Annotated in this window: 18 protein-coding genes; 5 read left to right on the plus strand and 13 right to left on the minus strand. The window is 25.9% G+C overall.

Annotated elements, in window-relative coordinates:
• Positions 1-2092: hypothetical protein (locus WC356_04900; protein ID MFA5382483.1), on the plus strand; the 2092-nt coding region annotated here is incomplete at its 5' end.
• Between the two features lie 74 nt (positions 2093-2166).
• On the opposite strand, the gene WC356_04905 is transcribed toward WC356_04900, so the two are convergent.
• From WC356_04905 to WC356_04925, 5 genes are all read right to left on the minus strand, one after another.
• Positions 2167-3072 (minus strand): transcription initiation factor IIB, encoded by a 906-nt coding sequence (locus WC356_04905; protein MFA5382484.1) that lies wholly within the window; start codon positions 3070-3072, stop codon positions 2167-2169.
• A gap of 212 nt (positions 3073-3284) precedes the next feature.
• A complete protein-coding gene (gene lysS, locus WC356_04910; GenBank protein MFA5382485.1) occupies positions 3285-4778 on the minus strand; it encodes a lysine--tRNA ligase in 1494 nt (497 codons plus the stop codon).
• A gap of 91 nt (positions 4779-4869) precedes the next feature.
• The gene (locus tag WC356_04915) at positions 4870-5838 is read right to left on the minus strand and encodes a DHH family phosphoesterase (protein MFA5382486.1); all 969 of its coding nucleotides are present in this window, start codon (positions 5836-5838) and stop codon (positions 4870-4872) included.
• Entirely contained in the window at positions 5835-7319 is a 1485-nt protein-coding gene (locus WC356_04920) for a PrsW family intramembrane metalloprotease (protein ID MFA5382487.1), read from the minus strand. Before WC356_04920 ends, WC356_04915 begins: the two co-directional genes overlap by 4 nt.
• Before the next feature lie 10 nt (positions 7320-7329).
• On the minus strand, positions 7330-9000 hold the full coding sequence (locus WC356_04925; protein ID MFA5382488.1) for an AAA family ATPase: 1671 nt from the start codon (positions 8998-9000) through the stop codon (positions 7330-7332).
• A 217-nt stretch (positions 9001-9217) separates the two neighbouring features.
• Between WC356_04925 and WC356_04930 the strand changes: the two genes are divergently transcribed.
• Positions 9218-9595 carry a GNAT family N-acetyltransferase gene (locus WC356_04930; GenBank protein ID MFA5382489.1) on the plus strand — a complete coding sequence of 126 codons (378 nt, stop codon included), beginning with the start codon at positions 9218-9220 and terminating at the stop codon, positions 9593-9595.
• 1 nt (position 9596) lies between these two features.
• Here the strand turns inward: WC356_04930 and WC356_04935 are convergent, their stop codons facing one another.
• The 4 genes from WC356_04935 to WC356_04950 form a co-directional block, all read right to left on the minus strand.
• On the minus strand, positions 9597-10016 hold the full coding sequence (locus WC356_04935; protein MFA5382490.1) for a PIN domain-containing protein: 420 nt from the start codon (positions 10014-10016) through the stop codon (positions 9597-9599).
• Between the two features lie 7 nt (positions 10017-10023).
• Entirely contained in the window at positions 10024-10242 is a 219-nt protein-coding gene (locus tag WC356_04940; GenBank protein ID MFA5382491.1) for a hypothetical protein, read from the minus strand.
• A 64-nt stretch (positions 10243-10306) separates the two neighbouring features.
• Complete coding sequence (locus tag WC356_04945; GenBank protein ID MFA5382492.1) at positions 10307-11008, minus strand: hypothetical protein; 702 nt, start codon at positions 11006-11008, stop codon at positions 10307-10309.
• 5 nt (positions 11009-11013) lie between these two features.
• Positions 11014-11601: a hypothetical protein gene (locus tag WC356_04950; GenBank protein MFA5382493.1), complete on the minus strand. Its 588-nt coding sequence runs from the start codon at positions 11599-11601 to the stop codon at positions 11014-11016.
• Between the two features lie 62 nt (positions 11602-11663).
• Here WC356_04950 and WC356_04955 point away from each other — a divergent pair, with 62 nt between their 5' ends.
• On the plus strand, positions 11664-12578 hold the full coding sequence (locus WC356_04955; GenBank protein MFA5382494.1) for a hypothetical protein: 915 nt from the start codon (positions 11664-11666) through the stop codon (positions 12576-12578).
• On the opposite strand, the gene WC356_04960 is transcribed toward WC356_04955, so the two are convergent.
• Positions 12568-14019: a hypothetical protein gene (locus WC356_04960; protein MFA5382495.1), complete on the minus strand. Its 1452-nt coding sequence runs from the start codon at positions 14017-14019 to the stop codon at positions 12568-12570. The genes WC356_04955 and WC356_04960 overlap by 11 nt on opposite strands.
• A 1-nt stretch (position 14020) precedes the next feature.
• Positions 14021-14737, minus strand: a complete 717-nt coding sequence (locus tag WC356_04965) for a hypothetical protein (protein MFA5382496.1) — start codon at positions 14735-14737, stop codon at positions 14021-14023.
• An 83-nt stretch (positions 14738-14820) separates the two neighbouring features.
• On the opposite strand from WC356_04965, the gene WC356_04970 reads away from it, so the two are divergent.
• Complete coding sequence (locus WC356_04970) at positions 14821-15585, plus strand: hypothetical protein (GenBank protein MFA5382497.1); 765 nt, start codon at positions 14821-14823, stop codon at positions 15583-15585.
• Here the strand turns inward: WC356_04970 and WC356_04975 are convergent.
• Positions 15575-16747 (minus strand): ATP-binding protein, encoded by a 1173-nt coding sequence (locus tag WC356_04975; GenBank protein MFA5382498.1) that lies wholly within the window; start codon positions 16745-16747, stop codon positions 15575-15577. The two genes, WC356_04970 and WC356_04975, sit on opposite strands and share 11 nt — an antisense overlap.
• Positions 16748-16927: 180 nt before the next feature.
• On the opposite strand from WC356_04975, the gene WC356_04980 reads away from it, so the two are divergent.
• Positions 16928-20140 (plus strand): ATP-dependent DNA helicase, encoded by a 3213-nt coding sequence (locus WC356_04980; GenBank protein MFA5382499.1) that lies wholly within the window; start codon positions 16928-16930, stop codon positions 20138-20140.
• A gap of 177 nt (positions 20141-20317) precedes the next feature.
• On the opposite strand, the gene WC356_04985 is transcribed toward WC356_04980, so the two are convergent.
• The coding region (locus tag WC356_04985) for an HNH endonuclease family protein (protein MFA5382500.1) at positions 20318-21411 on the minus strand (1094 nt) is incomplete at its 5' end.

Here is a 21411-nt window from a genome sequence, read left to right on the forward strand (position 1 = left end):
TATTGGAATTATCCTTATTGTTTTTTTAATATTTGGTTGTGTAGGAAGAAGTGATATACTTTACAATACTACTGGTGCAAATAGAGATGTATTATATGATTTAAATGGTTCTCAAATGGGTCTTGCTCCAAATCAAACAAATTATTCAAACTTATTAGAAGATTTTTGTGTCGACTCCGGAGTGTGCATTTCATTTATATGTAAAAATGAAAGCAGCCAAATTTTAGGAATTTCTTTACCTTGGACTGATAAAGCCCTCAAGGGGGGAGAATGTTATATAGTGAGAGGATATGCCACAAAAGATAAAGCACCAGAAGTTAATACTAATAGTTATTTATTAGAAAAAAGAAAAGATGAAATTAATGGTGAGTATGATTTTTTTAGAATTGGTACTGGTTCATCGTTTTTAGAAGGAATATATGCTGATTACTATACAAACTGCTCTAATACTATGCACCAAAAATGGTTGATTTCAAATTCAGATGATACATTATATCCATTTCCTGAAAGAGCAAGATTAGAGTGCATGCTTGAAAAAGGCCAAATTCCTATGATTGTTATTCCAAAAGGAGAAGCTGATCTTTCTTATACTTATAATCCACTTAGAGTTGGGAGATTAACTGAATTAGAGCGTTTGATAAATACCTCTTTTAAAAATAAAGATGGAGAATCAATAGGTCCAGTGATAATTGTTTTAGAAGCAGGAGCAAATATATCTGATGCTCAATATGTTTATTGGGAAGCTCGTTTATTAAAAGAACAATTCCCAGAAGTTTTAATTGCAATAGACCCACCAAAAGAAAATAGAACAGAATTTTTAAATATAGTTATTAATGGGGATCATCCAGATATTGTTGGAGAAGGATGTCAAAATAAATATTATAATTTAGATTCAGATCCAAATATTAAAAAACATGAATATTGTGTTGATTTAATTGCAGAGGATATTATTTTTAATGATTTTGATAAATGCAATGAAAATTATGTTTTAGTAAAAATTTTTGAAAGAGGATTATCTAATTTAAAATTATATTCAAAACCTTCTATAGTTTTTTCTTTTGCAGGTAAAAAAGGAGAAAATTATGATAGTTCTTGTTATTGGTTTGATACTGATATTGCAAATACTTATGAACTTTTAATGCGTGAAATTCCTTTTTTAACACATGCAGGATATTTAGCAGTACAGCAAGGTAATCCATCCTACATGTTAGTTAATTCAAATGCTAATGAATTATGCAATACAGAAGAATATTCTTTATTACAGAGAACAAAAGAATTAGCATTTAAAGTATGGATGGTTAATACTTGGGGATATATAAATTCAGGTTCTCATTCTCCTTTAGTTTTTTCTGATACTGGCGGATATAGCAATGATTGTTTAGGTTTAGTTAATATACAATGGTTTGTACCAGATGAATATTTATTAGATGGAAATGAAAGAAATATTTCAGATCTTAATTACTCATTTTATGATTCTCATTACGAAGAGTTATACACAAAAGGAGATTTATCTTTTAGTTTTGATTCTTCAGAAGATTTTAATAAATGTTCTCCATGCTTTGTTTGTGGAGTATTAAAAAAATCTTCTGGAAGTGTAGATGTTCTTATAGGCTCTCAAACTCCAGTTGTTCAATGTAATATTTTTAAAGACAGAGATACTGTTGATTTAACTAGTTATGCAGATATTTACGATTTAGATACTTATTCTGTTTTGGCTCTTAATGATGTTAATTCTGGGGTAAGTAATATTGAAGTTGAAAAATTTTATGCTTCATATAAAGAATGTAAATATAAAATAGATAATTCCTGGGATTTATTGAATATTAATGAGAAATCAGCTTCCTGGGCTTTAATGGTTTTAGCTTATCATGATTATTATTCTGTCAAAAGTTCTGGGCAGAATTCTGGTTATTATTGTAATAGATTTATAGATACTTATTTATCTTCAGGTTCTTCTTATAATTTAGAAAATTATCTTGGTTCACCTGGAGTAAGAGATACAATAAATGGAAATGCAAAAAGCGCTTTAAGGTATTATAGATCTTATATAAATAGTTGTGAAGATTTTTATTATAAAGACAGATGTTTTTAAAAAATAAAATTAAGAGTAATTAAAAAATATAAAAAAAGAAAAAATATGAAAAAACAAGAAAATAAAAAAAGAGATTAAAGTTCTACTTTTATCTTTAATTCTTTTTTAAGCTCTCTATATCTGTTTCTTATAGTTACTTCGGTTACTCCTGCTACATCTGCAACTTCTTTTTGTGTTCTTCTTTCACCATACATTGCGCTTGCTATATAAACAGCTGCTGCTGCTACTCCAGTAGGTCCTCTTCCAGATATTAAGCCTTTTTTAACTGCTTTTTTTAAGATTTGAATAGATCTTTCTTGTACTTTTCCGCTTAATTTTAAGGAAGCACAGAATTTAGGTACATAACTTCCTGGATTTGTTAATGGTACACTTAAATCTAATTCTCTCCTTATAAATCTATAAGCTCTGCCTATTTCCTTTTTTTCAAGACCAGCAACTCTTGCTATTTCATCTAAGGTTCTTGGTATTTCTTGTAATCTGCATGTTGCATATATAACTGCTGCTACTACACTTTCAATTAATCTTCCTCTAATTAATTCAGCTTTAACGCATTTTCTATATAATAAGGCAGCGCTTTCTCTTGTACTGTCTGATAAGCCTAAATATGAAGCAATTCTATCTAATTCACCTAAAGCTATGGCTAAATTTCTTTCCATTGATGATGCAATAGAAGCTCTTTTATGCCATTTTCTAATTCTATGCAATTGAGCTTGTTTTTTAGGTGATATTTTAGCACCCCTAATATCTCTATTATATTGGTCGATTTCAGTAACTAAACCTTTATTTGGTCTCATATATTTGATTGGAGCTCCTCCTCTTGCTCTTTGATTTTTTTGTTGAGAATCAAAAGCTCTCCATTCTGGACCTTCATCTGCGATTTCGTCTTTAACTACACAACCGCATTTTTTACAAATAAGTTCTCCTCTTTCATAATCACGTACAAATTCTTCTGCACCACAATTTGGACATTTTTTTGCCATTTATTCACCTCTACTCCACAATTATTTTAAAATAAGCATTAGCTTTATAAATCTTTTGTATACATTTTATATGCGCAAACCTTTATAAATCTTTCTTTTTTTATGGAGTTTTTATTAAAAAAAGCTGTATTTATCATTAATGTATTATCAAATCAACTAAACAAAATAGAAATAGTCTTATACCTATACATTTGAACGTATTTTGAGTAAACTTATTGCACAGAATTCTCTTCATTTCTATTCTGATCTTTTGGTTTTAATTGAGGAAATAAGATTACTTCTCTTATTGATGGACTATTTGTGAAAAGCATTATTATTCTATCAATTCCTATCCCCACTCCCCCGGCAGGAGGCATACCATATTCTAAGGAATTTATAAAGTCAGTATCTACTGGCTGTTCTTCACCTTTCATTTTTCCTTGATTCTTTTGTTCAATAAAGAATTTTTCTTGTAATTTTGAATCTGTTAACTCTGAATATGCGTTTCCTTGTTCTTTACCATTAATAAAATATTCAAATCTTTCAATAAGTTCTGGATTTCCACGTTTTAATTTACATAAACCTATTGTTTCTTTTGGATAATCATATACAAAAGTAGGCTGTATCAAATAAGATTCACATAGTTTATCAAATAATTCAGCAATTGCTAAGCCTCTTTTATATTCATCAAGTTCAATCTTGTTTTTTTCTAATAATTCTTGTAGTTGTTTATCATTTAATGAATCAACATCAAGTTTTGCATATTGTTTAAGAGCTTCTTTCATAGTAATCCTTTTCCAAGGTCTCTTAAAATCAATTTCTTGATTCTGGTACATAATTTTTGTACTTTTATTTAAACATATTGCTAATTTTTCATATAATTCTTCAACTAAATTCATAACATCATTATAATCCCAATATGCAGCATAACATTCAACCATTGTAAATTCTGGATTGTGTGTTCTATCAACATCTTCATTTCTAAAGTTTTTACATATTGTATAAACTCTTTGGAACCCCCCAATTAACAAACGCTTTAGATATAATTCTGGAGAGATAGATAGATAAAATTCAGATTTCCATGCATGTGAAATTGTTTTAAATGGTCTAGCACTTGCACCACCATAAACTGGCTGTAAAGTTGGGGTTTCAACTTCTAAAAATTCTTTTTTATCTAAAAATTCTCTAATAAATGAGATTATTTCTGCTCTTTTTATAAAAATATTTCTTGTTTCTGGATTTATAATTAAATCTACGTGCCTATTTCTAAATCTATCATCTATATCTTTTAATCCTGCCCATTTATCAGGTAATAAAGCAAGGGATTTTGTTAAAAGTGTAATATTTTTTACTAAAATTGATAGTTCTCCTTTTTTTGTTTTAAATACAATTCCTTCAGCACCTGCAAAATCTCCCCTATCTAATAAATCAATTAAATCAAAAGAATCTTGCATTTCATCTTGTTTAGCACATAATTGTATTTTTCCATAGCCGTCATCTAAATCTAAAAAAACTAATTTTCCAAATCTTCTTACAGTCATTAGTCTTCCAGCTATTTTTACATTATCATTTGTTTTTTCTTCTGGGTTTAAAGAATCATCGTATTTTTTATGTAGTTCAATTGTTTTTGTATTTGGATCAAAAGAATAAGCATATGGATTAATTCCAAGTTTTTGAATTTTTTCTAATTTTTCATTTTTATCTTGAATTGTTTTTTCTATTGCCATATTAACACCAATAAATTACAAATGAAAGTGTTTTTATTTCTTTATTATATTTTCATGATATATTTTATAATATTTTTATAGTATATTTTTATTATTTTTTCTTTATTATCCCTTTATTTATTATCTCTTCTTTTGATAGTAATATACATTCATTTAATATTTCTTCTTGTTTGGTATTTATTTCTTTAGGAGTTATTTTAAAATCCATACCTGCAGCATATGGATGCCCCCCACCTATTCCATTGAATTTTTTTCCTAATTTTTCAAGAACTTTTGTTAAATCAACACCGCAACCAACCCAAGTTCTTCCTGATAATTTTAAAATTGAATTATGTTCTTTTGGTGAGATTACAAATACAACATCAGCTACTGTTTCACTTAATACAGTTGATATCTCTCCAGTATATGAAGGACCTATTGCAATTGCAATTATCATTTCATTTACTATTTCATATTTAAATGTTTTAGCAGATTGAAAAAATCCAATGCACTCTTCTTTTGGTAATCTAGGTAAAGATATTTCAATTAATTGTTCGTATGTTTTTTTTATTTTTTTTCTTAATTCGTTTGAAAATGCAAAAGTATTTTTTGAAACTTCTTTATATCTTAATGAATCTGATATTATTCCGCAAAGTAATAGTTCTGCGGTTTCTGAATTAATATGAATATTTTCTTTTTTAAAAAGTTCATATAGAATTTCAGTAGTAGAAATAGCATCTGGTTTTATTATTTGTTTTTTAGATTTTATTTTAACATTTGCAGAATTATGGTGGTCAATTAATAAATCTGCAATTTTATTTTCCATATGGGGAAACATAGATGTATTTTGCCCGTCTAGTACAATAAGATAATCAAAATCAGTTATTTCTTCCCAATTTTTAATTTCTTTATTATATATTTTAATCAGCATTTTAGCATCATAATCAATTCTTCCAAAATGTGCAATTTTTACATTTTTTCCTAATACATTTTGAAGAGCATAAGCTGAGGAAACTGCGTCTATATCTGAATTTGTATGAAAAGTAATAACACATTTTTTATTTTTTAATTCCTTTATCATGTTTTTGCCACCAGTTTTCTAATCCTTTCATTTGAAGAAAAAAGATAAATCGAAACGAATATCACAGTTAAAAATACAACATATATAGGATTAAATATAAATGGCAATCCAAGAGATACTTCCACTGTTTTTATATTTCCATCTAATAAAGCAGTTATATTAAATAAAGAATGTAAAGGAATAGCAATTAATAAACAAGCTATAAATCCAAGTCTAAGATATTTTCTTACAGGGGTATAAGATTTTAAAAATCCGATTAATGCACCAGCTGTTCCAGTTATTGAACCATGTGCTAATGAATTAAAGAAAGATCTATATATAATTAATTGTATCCATGCAAAAAAACCAATTTCAAAGGGATTTGTTTTTGAGCTAAAATAATACCAGTTTTCTACAAATGAAAATCCTACTCCAATAACAAAACCAAAAAATAATCCAGCAAGTGCGTCATCAAATTCATGATGTCCTGACATTATAAATAACCCTATTGCTTTTACAAATTCTTCAATTATTGGAGCTATTAAAGCAGCACTTATCATTATTAATGAACCGCTTGCTAATGAAGAGAAAAATGTAGATATAATTAAATTTCCAAAAAAAGTATTTAATATAAATGCAAATAATGCTGATACAGTTCCAAAGACAAAAAGAGACCATAAAAATCTTAAAGGTTTCATTTCTAAAAACCAAGCTAATCCAAGATATATTAAAGGAAATAAAAATGCAGCTAATCCAGAAATTATAAATACCTGAAGTCCTATATCCGTACCTAATTTATCTATATTTGAAGTTAAAATTGAATAAAATAAGATGCCTATTAATAATATTTCAAAAATCCAGAATAATGGATTAAGTATGATATCTGCAAGTTTTTCTTCGTATGGTCTTCCTTTTAATTTTGGAAAAAATAAAGAGTGCAAAGTGTATTCATTTATTAATAATCCACCTATATGTCTATTAAATGCAGATTCAATTAAAATCATAATAATTAATATAGAAACAAGTGATATTGCAGGTACTAATAAAATATGTGCTTTTGCAATTGATTCAGCAATATTTGATTCATATAAAGACCAATCTTCAAAAAGAATAAAACTTTTACTTATAATTGTATCTTCTTCATCTGATAAAGCTAATGCATAATTTGTATGTTTACTTGTTATACCGGAATATTCTAATTTTATTGAAATATTTAATTCAACAATTGAATTTGCATCAACAATACCCATTGTTTGTAGGGGTTTGTAAATTCCGTTTTCTTCTTTTAATAAATATAATACAAAACGTTTTTCAGATGGATTTACAATTTCTGCAAAAATCTTAATTTCTTCTAAAGAGTTTTCTAATTGTTTTTGTTCAATTATTATTGAAGCATTTAAATCATTATTTAATTGGTTTGAAGGAATATTCAAAACCGAGGAATTTAAAATGGGAAGTACAAGAAATAATAAAAAAAAGATTAATACATTTTTTGATTTCATCTAATCCCTCTTATACTGGAATTGGAAAATATAATCCAAAATATTTAACAACAAATCTGTATATTTTATAGTACCATTTATTGTTTTTCTTAATTACATCTAGCAATTCTTTGAATGCTGCTTTTTCTGCCGGGCCCATTTTACTTTCAGTAATTTTTAAATGTTCTTTTCCATCAACTATTGATTTTTCTTCTTGTTGTCCTATTTGTTTGTTGGCTTGTGCATACCAAGGAGGCAAAGAAGATTTTTTCTTTTTAATTGCTTTTAAAAAATCAGTCATAGTAACGTTTCTCTCATTTCCTTTATGGAATGCTTCTCTCCATGGAATTGCAGCTGCATCATCAACTATTGCTTTCAAATCAGCAGATGCATATCCATAAGTTGCAATTGCTAATCTATTCCAACCTATTACTTTTCCCATTGGCCTTTTTTTAGAATGAATTTTTAAAATTGCTTTTCGTGAAGTGAAATCTGGTTCTCCAACATATATTGTTTTACCTAATCTTCCAGATCTTCTTAGTGCTGGATCAACATCCCAAGGTGCGTTTGTAGCCCCAATTACTAAAACATCTTCATTATTTGCTTCTACACCATCCATTTCATATAATAATTGATTAACAGCTGCTTTCATATATTGTCCGCTTTCTCCCATTTTATCTCTTCGCCCCCCTAGTGCATCTATTTCGTCTACAAATAAAATACAAGGGGCATTTTTTCTCGCTGTTTCAAAAATGTTATGTATATTTTTTTCTGTTCCCCCAACATATTGGTCTAAAACATCTGATAATTTTACATTCATAAATGAGGATTTACATTCTCCAGCTGCTGCTTTTAAAATAAAAGTTTTACCACAACCTGGAGGGCCGTAAAGCATTAAACCCCCGCCACCTAATCTGCCATATTTTCTTGCTAAGTCCGGTTTTAACATAGGATAAACAATATTCTCCCTTATTGTTTCTTTTAATTTATCCATTCCAGCAACATCATCAAAACTCATATCTGGTTTTTCTAATAATTTAACTGCATTTACTCCCTTTCCTTTTTCTCCTCCAGGACCGCCTATTGAAGATGAGGCATAATCTCCCCCATCGTATTTACTTTTTGCTAGATCTCTATGTTGTTTTGCTTCAGTAAAATTAGGATTTAATTCAATTGCTTTATCATAATCTTCTAAAGCTTTGTCTAATTGATTCATATAGTCATAAGCTAATCCTCTTACATGGTATGCTTCTGAAAAATTAGGATTTAATTCAATTACTTTATTAAAATCTTCAATTGCTGTTTCATAATTTTGTTTACATGCATAAGCTAATCCCCTATTATAATATGCTTTTAAATATCTTGGATTTAAAGTTAATGCTTTATCATAGTCTTTTATAGAATTATCAAATTCTTGTTTTCTATAGTATGCGTCTCCTCTATTATTATATATAACTGGATTATTTGGATCTAATTCCATTGATTTTGTATAATCTCGTATGGATTTTGTAAAATCCTTTAGATTATAATAAGCTAAACCTCTTGAAAAGTATGCTTCTGAAAAATTAGGATTAAGAATAATGGCCATGTTATAGTTTTCAATTGCTTTTTCATAATTTGCTTTCTCAAAATAAACATTTCCTTTTTGATAATATGTTTTTGCATCAGGTGTTCCTTTTCTAAGCTCTTCTTTCTCTGGCATATAATTTATATACAAGGAATTTATTTATAAATCTGTCCCTTATTTTTAAATGAAGTTAGGAAAGATTTATAAATAAAGAAATTAATTAAATTTATGTGATAATATGTATAAAAGGGGTCAAAACAAAGATCTGAAAAAAGATCTGAAAAACCGATTGAAACAAAACCAATAACAGAAAATTCAAAAAGTCTTGTTATATTGAAAATATTGAATTCAAATGAAAAGCAAAAATTACCCTTCCAATCATTATTGCAGAAAAAATGAACAAATTATAGGAACAATTGCTGGATTTTTTACAGATGAATTTACTTTATATATTCATTTACTACACATATCTAAAGAGTATAGGAATACTAAAGATTTTTTAGCATTTAAATTGATAAATGAAATGATAAATAGTATTCCAATTAAAGTATCTAAAGTTAGTGCTATAACTTGGGAAGGTAATAACAATAGTTTAAACCTTATGCAACATATTGGTTTTAAGATAATTGGAAAAAAAGAACAGGATATGGTTGATGAAAGAACAACAATTTATTTAGAAGCAGAATTATCCACAGTTAAAGAGAAATTAAAAAGATACATAAGATTTTAAATTAAATTTCTTTATATTTTGGAAATAAATTGATTATTTCAGAAGTTGAATAGACTTTAACTATTTTTTGATTTTTTAATTCTTTATCGTTTGACCATATTGCACAGCGTAATTTTAAAGCTAGAGCAATATATTGTATATCTCCAATATCCGGACATATTTGTTTTGCTTGTTTAATGAATGGTTTGATTTCCTCACAAGGTATAAGTTCAGTTCTTCTTTGGAAAACTTCTAATAATTTTTCAAATTCTGAATCTGTTCTATTGGTTTTCTTTTTTATTTCGTTTTTATACTTTTTAAATTCACTAAGGATAAATTCTGGAGCATATAAATCTAATTCATCTTTAAATAGTAATTCTGAAGTGAGATTATTTTTTATTAATGCTGCAAACAAAATATTTGCATCTATTACAAGTTCCATTTAATCACTAATTATATTTTTTTTCTAATTTTTTATTTAATTCTTTTCCTAAATTCAAAGCATCTTCTTCATTCATAGTACTTTCTTCTTTAAATTTTTCTAAAAATTCCAAATCTTTTATTTTTTGTTTAAATGCTTGTCTAGCTACTTCTGACCAATTTATTTCAGAAAATTCTTCCATTTTATGTTTTAATTCAATAGGTACTGCTAATGTCATTGTTACCATTTTATTACCTCCATTATTTATGTGTATTTATATATATTATGTTTAAATATATAAACCTTTGGTTTTAGAATTTTCCTTTTAAATAATCATAAACAGCTTTTTGCATATCTGAACGTTTTGTAAATCCTAGTTTTTCATATTCATTAAGAAGATAAGGGTGGGGTGAAAAATGCGGGACTGTTATTATATAATCTTCAAATTTAGAAGCAGCTTGAATAATATTTCCTCCCCTATATGTATTTTTATATAACGCAGTATTTTGTGCCCTTTGTATTTGTGTTTTATGAAATGGTTTTTGTATAAAATTAAATTGAATTTTTATATAAATTTTTTCCTTTGTTTTATAATTATATACTTCTTTGTTTCCTTCAAAACCAAGGCATATTGAATTGTCTTCGTTTTTTGTTATTTTAATCTCTTTTTTATTTAATTTTAAAAATAAATAATGTGAAAAAGAAGTTTCATCAGGATATATGTGTTTTGATATTAAATAACAAAATTCATTTTCAAAACCTATTGCTCTTGTTGAATTATGTCTCCAAACAAAAGGCCATTTTTCGTCATTTATAAATAAATCTTGAAAATATTTTACTGGTGTAGAAAAAGCAGTTCTTGGTTCAAATAAAGGAAATGTTAAATTTGGAATTAATTCAGATGAATATAATATTGAATCTTCATCTTTTGCATTTAGTAATTCCTCATCTTTTTTTTGCATTTCTTTAATTAAAGAATAATATTTTGTGTCCTTTATTTTATCTATCCACATTTTATCTACTCTAATTTAATTTCTAAATCAGGTACAAATTGTTTTAATGCTAAAAATAAAGTATTTTTTCTTCTTGTAAATGTTTCTTTATCTCCTTTATCTATTAATTTTACATTTGCTTTTTTGTCTTGTATATCTACATTCACATCTAAATCTTGTGATTTTGCTAATTCTATTATTTTATCTTTATTTTCTTTTAATATTTTTAATAATTTTATTTTATATCTTAAATTTCTACCTGCTAATAAATGATTAAAATCTACAACTACTCTTCCCCCACTTACTGCTTTTATTAGTGCTTTGTACCCATCTAAATCCACTATTAAACCTGGAAAAGGGTTAATTTTATTTTTAGTGAATTGTTTTAATGGAACAACATTGATTAAATCTTTTTCTCGATTTCCAAAAGGTTTTTCAGCAAAAATTTCTTTTTCATCTCCTTCTTTCATATTTTTTAATCCTTCTTTAATCTTATCAGGTAAACTGCTATTTTTTAATTGTAGAAGTAAAGGTTCAGTTCTTTCCTCAACAATATCTTTTGTATCATCATCTTGTGTTGTATATATTATTTGTATTAATTCATTTTCTTCCATATTAAAACCTCCATGATGGATTTAAAAATATTTCATATTAAATCAATTTAAGGTGAATATAAATGGATAAAAACATATTAAAAGTAATTGTATTAGCAATTATTGGACTTTTTGTTTTTCAAATGGTTGGAATTTCTTTTTTACAAAGTTTGAGAGATGATACTATCCCAGATACTGCAAATCAGAATGGAGAAGTATATGTTATTCAAGGAACAACAAATGTAACTGTTTCAAGTTATTCAAGTTATTTAGCAATTTCTGGTGATTTAACTAATCTAAAAGAGATAAGAGAAGATTTTAAAGAAAAAGGGTGGTATGATTCTGAAACATATATTACAAAAAATGAAACTATATTTAATATAGATAGTAAATATGTTAAAGAAGCTTCAGATATATTATTAGAAAAAGGATATTCAACAAGAACTGGCGTAAGTCTAAAATTTCCAGACCAATTAGGAGAGAATTATGCTGATGAAATATATGCAAGTATTGAAACTGTTCCTATTTATAATATTGGAGATCCAATATTAATTGAATTTGCAGCATATGCTCAAGATAATAAAGTGCTACAATTGGCTGGTTTTGATTTAGTTCCGTATTCAGCAACTTTAATTCTTGATTCACGAGTTGAAAAAATTAAATCTACTATATTTGATATTTCTACTGAAGACACAGAAAAACAGAATATAATAAGTGAAAAGTATAATGTTACTTTTGAAGGGAATAAAACTAATATCAAAGTTGATAGTGAAGAATATGATTATTTAAGTTCTATAGTTGAGGATATTGAAATATCCCAAAATTTAGAAATAACAATTTTACCTTCAGAAAAAGATGGAGTATATGAAGCAGTTAATTTTGTGGTTAATTCAAAGGAGAAAAATGAGGTAGGAGATATTATTAAAATTAAAATAACTGGTGTTTTAGATAAAGGAAAAATAGTTAATATTATTGGATATGAGATAGTTAAAGTCTAACAGGCCCTTTTTTTCCTGGAATTCCTCCTCTTGGGGTTTCTCTTTTTTTCTTTTCTTCCTCTTCAATTTTTCTTTGTTTTATTCTTTGCTCTTCTATTATTTGTTCTCTGGTTTTATCTTTTTGTTTTTCTAAACTTTTTTCTAATCTATTTGAAAATAATCCTATTGTATTTTTGAAATCCTTTGCTTGAATAGTTCCTTCTCTTCTTGCTGCACTTGTTCTCAAATGAATATGCACTAATGAACCAATGACTATGCCAGTTGCTATTGAAGAGAAATAAGTTGAGACTGCTGTTTTTGTTCCTGCCATTACTTTAGGTCCAAATAAAGGATAAAGTTTTTTTTGTGCTATAAGCCCGCCTGTGGTTAATATTCCAAACATTACCCAATTTCTTACTGGGTGTTCCATTGCATTTGAAAATTTTTTCATATATTCTTTTGGGTTTTTATACATTTTTTGCATTTTTATTTCCATATATGTTATAGGTCCTAAAACAAAAGGATATCTTAATGTTAAATATGTTTGTAAAGTTGCAATAGGAACTTTATATGATAAAGATTTAGTGAATTTCCATATTTTTTGTCCTTCTTTTTTTACTTGCCCGCTTCTTGCTGCAATTAAAACGTCTTTATATTCTTTTTCAAGCATTTTTATTATATCTTCAATATATTTTTCTAATAGTTTATTTATTTTTTCTTCTTTTTGTTCTAAACTTAGATTTTTATTTTTAGTAATTGAAGTAAATTCTTTTTCCATGTTTTTTTCTAGAACTTCTAATTGGGTGGTTATATAATAACTCATTGTTTTTCCACCTAATTTTGTTCCTTCTTTGGTGTCTTTATATAATTCATCTAAAAATTTTAAGTCACTAGCTATCATATTTGAATAGTTTTCAGTCATTTTTTCTATATTATTTAAATCTGCATAAGTTCTTAGATATTCTATCCTATGTTTATCTATTCTTTCTTTTGCACTATTTAATTCTGTTTTTTGAGCGAAATTATTTTCTGCTTCTGATATTAAAAAATCCGAATTTGTAAATTCTGCGTTTGATGCAAACGAAACAGCAGATTCAAGTAGTAGCGTTATCCAATTATTGTGATTTTGTAAATTTGATTCAATAAATTCATAATTATCATTAATAATCTTTTTGAATAAATTTGTGTATTTATAAAATTCGTTTTTATCTAAATTCTCTACTCCAATTTTTAAAAATTCAAGGCGTATATTAGAAGGAGTTATATTTTCTGTGATTTGTAAAGCTATTTCTGCCCACATTTGTTGATTTTTTGATATGTTATTTTTTATTATTTTCAATGCATTAATATAATCTTTTTTATCAATCAATTCATAAAATTCTTTTGTTATTGGAGTTTGAGTAAAATTTAAATTATTTAATTGCTGAGTATTTTCAAATGTGCTCTTATATTTTATTGCCATTTTAATCTCCTGCTAATTTATCTATTCTATTTGCTATGGATGTAATTTCATTTCCATATATATCTTTTATTTTTATTTTTGATAAAGAGGTTCCTTGTGCTGATGCTGGTTCATTTAATTCTAATGAAATATTTGAGGTGCTTAAATCAATTAATATATCTCCCCTTACAATTATTGTCTCATTAATTTGAACTTCTAACGGAATTCCTGTTCTAATATCTTTTCCATGCATTACTTGTGATACAGGTATTTCAAAATATACAGGAACAGTTTGTATTCCCTTGAATAATTTATTTGAAGGTATTGCATTATTAAAATATAAATTTGAGTTTATTGGAATTTCTACCTCAAATTCTTTTTGATCAAAAGCTCTTAAATCACTTGCAATTCCTTTTAATTCATTTTTATCTATTGGGGATATTGTTAAAACTAAAAGTATTGCTATTAAAGATAAAATAACTGCTATTGTAGGTAATAAGTTTTGAATATTTATTTTAGGATTTATTTTGGAATTTGTTTTATTTTGGGGTGTTTTTTTAGGTTCTGGTTTTTTTTCTATTTTTTGTATTTTTTCTTTAATTTTTTGTATTTTTTCTTCTTCATAAGGATGAGTTGGGGGTCCCCTATAACTATTTTCATTTTTCCCACCAGGAAGTTCTACAGATGTATTTCCAAATGAAGAGCTTGGTCTTTTTCTTAATTTTTCTTCTTCTACCAATAAATCACCATTTTTTTAATGTACTTAACAAATAAAAAGATTCTGTTTGTTAATACATTAAAATTTTAATGGGAGGGGATAAAATGAAATTTAAAGAATATAGTATAATTATTTTAACACTATTATGTTTTTCAACAATTATTTTTTCAGATTTTTTTGATTATGATGATATTTTAGAAGAAATATATCCAGTAACTGAAGGAATAGAAGGAGAAAACCAAGAAGCGAATATAGAAGAACAAAATGAAGAAATATTTATAGAAGAAAATCAAGAAGGACAATATATGGATCAAGAAGGACATGAAATGGAACCAGAGATATATGAAGAAATAGATTTTGAAGAACCTAAAACAGAACAAATGAATATTGAAGAACCACCTATGATAAATGAAATAAATACAGAAAATCTTCAAGAAACAAGAAAGGATTTTTCAGGGGGATTTTGGTCATCTAACAGCGGTCTTGATACATTATATTTAACTCAAAACGTATTTGATGGAATTAAATTTTATGATTTAGTATTCCAATTTTCTTCTAAAGAACGTGAAAATGTTCTTTATTTTGGTACTACGGGATCAGATAATACATGGGAAGATAGAATAAGTACTTTAACAATTAGAACCAAAGATGGAAATATTGCATTAAGTTATTTAAATAATATAGTTGAAAATTTTAGAGGAAGAGAATTTGTGTTTTATAGATTTTATACAGATGAATGTTATTATACTGGTAAAATGAGTACAATTGATCCTACCTCTAAATTAAGAAATTGTATAGTCAATATCGATGAAGGAGAAGATTACTTTCAAATGGAATTTGATGATTTAACAGATTCTTTTAAAAATTAATTTTTTTTATTTCCTTTATTAAATCTAAGGTATTGGTTAATAAAACCAAATTATTTTTATATTTTTTGATCTTTTTTTGTTCTTTATAACATACAATCATTGTTTTATAAGGTTTATATTCATCAATGAATCTTTTTAGACTTTTACTTATTTCTGTTTCTGTTTGTTTTACTTCAATAGCAATTAATCCTTTTTTACTTTCTATTATAAAATCCACTTCTTGACCTGTTTTGTTTCTCCAGTATTTTACATCTTTATTTAATTTAATCAATTCAGTCAAAATATAATTTTCAAAAATATATCCATCAAATTCATCAGTTTTGGCAATTACATTTCTCAATCCAGTATCTAAAAAATATATTTTTGGTTGTTTTGTTATTTCCTTTGTTTTATTTGTAAAATAAGGAGATAATTTAATAATTAGATAACTTTTTTCTAAGGCATCTAAATATTTAATCAATGTTTGATATGAAATATTCAATTTGTTTGAAATATTTTGATATTCACATATTTCTCCATTATTCAAAGCTAAATATTTAACTAATTTTTCTAATTTTGGTAAGTCATCAATATTCCAAGTTTTACGAATATCTTTTAAAATCATTGTTTCGTATATATTTTTTAAAATAGTTTTTTTTACTTCAATATCCTCATTAATAATAACTTGGGGATATCCTCCATAAGTTGCATGTTCCCAAATAGATCTTGATAATATCTGTTGTGTAATTATTTTTTGATTTTTTGCTTTTAAAAATTCATTAAGAGAAAAAGGATATAATTTTAATATTGCAACTCTTCCAACTAAATATGATAGAATTTCTTTACTTAATACTATCTCAGAAGAGGAAGTAATCCATAATTTTTCTCCTGTGTCTGCTAAATATTTTAATTTCTGTCCTGCTTGTTTACAATTTTGAATTTCGTCTAAAATAGATATTTCATAAGATTGGAGATATTGAATTTTAAATTTTTTAATATCTTCTTCAAAAATTTCCTTTGCATCTGGGTCATCAAATAATATGTATGAAGATTTATATTTTTTAATTTTATTTTTTAAAAAAGTAGTTTTACCTGCTTGTCTTGCCCCCACTACTGCTATTATTTTATATGTGTTAATTAATTTTTCAAATATATTGGTAAGGTCTCTTTCTATATATTCCATATCTTATTTAATAATAAGAAAGTATTTAAATATTACTATTCTTTAACTGTAGTTTAATTTTAGTATTACTTTTATTAAACTTGAGTTTAATTTTAGTAAATTTTCATAGGAAATAACTTATTTTTAGCCGGAAAACTACTCTTAACAAGGGTTTTTAAATAGTTTAAATAAATGTTTAGTATGAATAAAGAGAAAATGCTCAATATTAATCAAAAAAAAGCAGTTGAAAAAACAGAAGGTTCATGTTTGATAATTGCAGGACCGGGAACTGGAAAAACCTTTACCTTAACTAAAAAAATAGCTTATTTAATTGAAAACAATATTTATGATCCTTCTGAAATACTTTGTCTTACATTTTCAAATGAAGCAACAAATAATCTAAAAGAAGAAGTTGAAAAAGAATTAAAACAAAGAACAGATATTACAATAAGAACTTTTCATGGTTTTTCAGCAGATATTTTGAAAGAATTTGGACAAAAAATAGGAATAGAAAATAATTTTGAAATACTTCTTCCAAATGATGCTAAAGTATTTTTATATAAAGATTTAGGAGCATCTGCATATAATGCAAGTATATATGAATCATCAATGTCTACTGCTAAAGATTTTGGAATCACATTAGATGAGATTAAAGGATATGTTGATGAAATTGGTAAAGAATTTAAAAATATTGAAAATTTAGAAGAATATGCTAAAAAGTTAGATATGGAACTTAAATTAATTTATTTAGAGTCTTCATACACAAAAGAACAAAGAAAAGATATTTTAACAAGAAAAAAAGAAATTAAAACTTTTTTAGAAAAATATCAAGAATATAATAAATATCTTAATTTTGCTGAAACTTGGGAAAAATATATTCAAATGAAAAATGAAAAAAATTATTTAGATTATTCAGATCTTAATTCAAATGTAATTTTATTGTTTAAAACATTTGGTGCTGAAGGAATTGCTAAAAAATATAAATACATTTTAATAGATGAATTTCAAGATACAAACAAACTGCAATTTGAATTAATTTCATTTTTAGCAAAGGACCATAAAAATATTACAGTTGTTGGCGACCCTAATCAATCTATATATGCTTTTAGGGGAGCATATATGGATAATTTTACTCATTTTGAAAAAGAATTTGAATTAAAAAAAGAGGATATCTTTAAATTAAATAAAAGCCATAGATCTCCAAATACAGTTCTTAGGTCTGCTTATAAATTAATTAAAAATAATTTTGAAGAAATTCAAGATACTGCTTTTTTAATTGAAAACGCAGATGATAGAGAAGGAGAAAAAGTAAAAGTATTTGAATTAAAAAACAAAGAAGAAGAAGCATGTAAAGTTGCAGAATTAGTAGAAGAAGAAATAAAAAAAGGAACTCCCCTAAAAGAAATTTGTGTATTATGTAGAACACATTTACAAGCAAAAATTATTAAAAAAGCACTTGAAGCAAAAAATATTATTTTTGTATATGCTGGTCAAACAGATTTAATGGAAAAATCAGAAATTAAAACAGCAGTTGCTTATTTATCTATAATAGATAATCTAATAGAAAGAACAGGAACTGGAGAACAGTCATGGTGGTGTTTATTTACAAAAAGAAATAATATGTCTCCAAAAGATTGTATTAAAATAGGAAGATATTTGAAAAAAGGAGAGTCAATTGATTATACTGTTTTACATAATTTAACTAAACTTGATTTATCAGAAAATGGAAAAAGAATTATTCAAAAAGTAATATCAGGTTTAGAAAAAGTAATAGAATCAGCAGATAAACCCTTTCCAGAACTTTTATTAGATATTTATGAATTTACTGGTTTAAGCCGTTCTTTTACACATGAAAGAAATGTTAAAAATACTGAAGCATTAATGAATTTAACAAGATTTTATGAAATAGCTGAAAATTATTATAATATTCATTCTAAAAATTTAAGTTCATTTATTCATTATATTGAAATTTTAGATAAGTTAGGAGTAACTATTCCCGCATCAAGAATTCAGGATATTGATGCAGTAAGATTAATGACTATACATGCAACAAAAGGACTTCAATTTAAAAAAGTAATATTAACTAACTTAGCAGATAAAAGATTTCCAATATCTAGAACACCTAGAGAGCCTTTAATACCTAAATTACTTAATCCTGCAATTAAAGAATATCTAAATAATTTTACAGGTGTTAATATTGAAAAAGCAATAAAAGAATATGAAAAAGACAGCTTATTATTAGAAGAAAGAAGATTGTGTTATGTTGCATTAACAAGAACAAAAGAAGAATTAATTTTAACTTATGCAATGTCTTATAATAAAGATGAGGATTCTACATCTGCTTCAATATTTCTTAATGAAATGGAATATTTAGAAAATCAAGACATGGAATGTATTATAGATAATGAAGAAAGATTTAATTTTTTAGCTCCAATGTCTGAATATGAGCAATTTAAATATAAATTAAAAGACCAATTTATTAAGGCGTTGGATAGCGACAATTTAGATTCATTAATGTCACGTTTAGCTAATTATTATACAATAAGAGAAGGAAGAATAGTTGATTTATCAGTTGATTTGAATAAATTAATTGATAAAGATGAAATGGAAGAACAGCTTAAAATGTGCGAAACCTGTTCTTCTGGACTTAAATTTACTCCTTCTTCTTTTACATTTGACCCTTCATCAATAATTACTTATATTGAATGCCCTAAAAAATATGAATTTAAAAAATTGTATAGAATGCCTGAAAGAGGCGCTTTTGATTTTTCAAATGCGACTGTAGGTTCATTTATACATGAAATTCTTGAAAAAGGAGTTGAACAAAATTTAAAATCTAAAGAAGAATTTTTTAAACTTACTGAAGATTTATCTAAAGAAGAAAAATGGAAAGGAATTGATTTAGATGAGTCAAAAGATTTAGTAACTATTTTTTGGGAGAGAAATAAAAACAAATATAATGAAAATTCAAAAGTTGAAGTTCCTTTGTCTTTTGAATTAGAAGGTTTTAGATTTTATGGAAAAGCAGATAGAATAGACTTTTTAGATTTAGATAAAAAAGAAGTTGAAATTATAGATTATAAAACTGGAGAAAGAGAGATACCTCTTATTGAAAGATCAATGCAATTAGGATTTTATGCAATTGCTTTAATTGAAATGGGATATAAACCTAAAAAAATTACTTTAGAACTTCTTAAATGTGATAAACCTATTACTGGAATTGTAAAAGAAAATGGAGATGTTGAATTTGAAGGGCGCATTACTAATTTTAATATAAATGATATTAAAACTAAATTACTCAAATATGTAAATGATATAATAACTGATTATGAGCATACTTTTACACCTGTAATTGAAGATTATCCTTGTAGAAATTGCGGTTATAAGTTCTACTGCCCCAAATGGGATGATTAAAAAATAAAAAAACAATAAAAAAACAATAAAAAAACAACAATAAAAAAAACAAAAAAAAAAGAAAAAAAAAGAAATTAAAATAATTATATGATTAGTGCTCCAGGTTCTGGAAGTAAGTGGGATGGGTGCTTAAGAAGGGTTAAAAACAAAGAACATGATTCTTAGATATACTCTAATTTATTCTTCTTTAAATTTAAAAATTCCCAATGCGTTTTCAATTAAAATGTTTGACCTTCCTATTATCAAATCTTTATTCCAACTTTCTTTTTCTGTTAAAATTTTATTAAGATATAACCCATTTTTATAACCTACATATCTCCCTTGTTTATCGATCCTATCCCTTTTATCTTTAAAGGACATATTTGATAATTTTGAATTATATCCTGTGAGGGTTAAGTTTCCTAGAGTATGAACTATTTCTTCTTGTATTTTTTTCGCTTCTTTTTCATTACCATTTGCGATCATATTCGTCCAATCTTTGGTAATATTTTTACCCTGTGGAAAGATATGTTCAATCGTCCAAATAAAATTACCTTTATTATCCCTTTTCCAAAAATTAGTATAAATTTCTTTGGTTTTGCTATTTGTTTCTTCAATTTTAGACAATATAAACCGCGTTACCCCAACATTATTCTCATAAATATCTTTTTCTAATTCTTGTTTGAAGGTCTCAAATGTTGAATACCTACCAGGTTTAATAAGATTGGTTTCTATTTTTTCTAAAGTTATTCCATCAGATTCTAAATCCGTTATTAAATTCATGAAGATTGAATCTAAATCTCTAGTATTTGGAAAATCAGTTAAGTTTCTTCTAACAAAATATTTTACTAGAAATTCAACTACGTTATTCAATACAATATTGTCTATTTTTTTAGAAAAAAGGTATAGTAATAATTGATATGATGGAGCACCATTAATATTTAATAAATCTCTAAGATTTTGTTTTAATCCATTATCTGAGTTTTCGGGATCAATTAGTGCATTATAATAACCAGATTTTTCAATCAAATCTTCAAATATTATCTGAGGGTTTCTATCAATTAATTTTTCATAAATATTTATCAAATTAGATTTTGTCGCTTTTGGTATTCCTTTAATTGATATCTCTGGATTGTATTTAAATGCATTGTAATAATGCCTAAGAAATCTTTCTTGAATTTTTTCATCTTCCAAATTATTTAATATAACTTGCCACTGATCAAAAGCATCATTAATTTCAATTATTTGATTTTTTTCCAATTTTGATAGAAAATTATTTTTAATTAAGTCAA

This window comes from Candidatus Micrarchaeia archaeon, assembly GCA_041653315.1.
Classification (GTDB): Archaea; Micrarchaeota; Micrarchaeia; order Anstonellales; family JAHKLY01; genus JAHKLY01.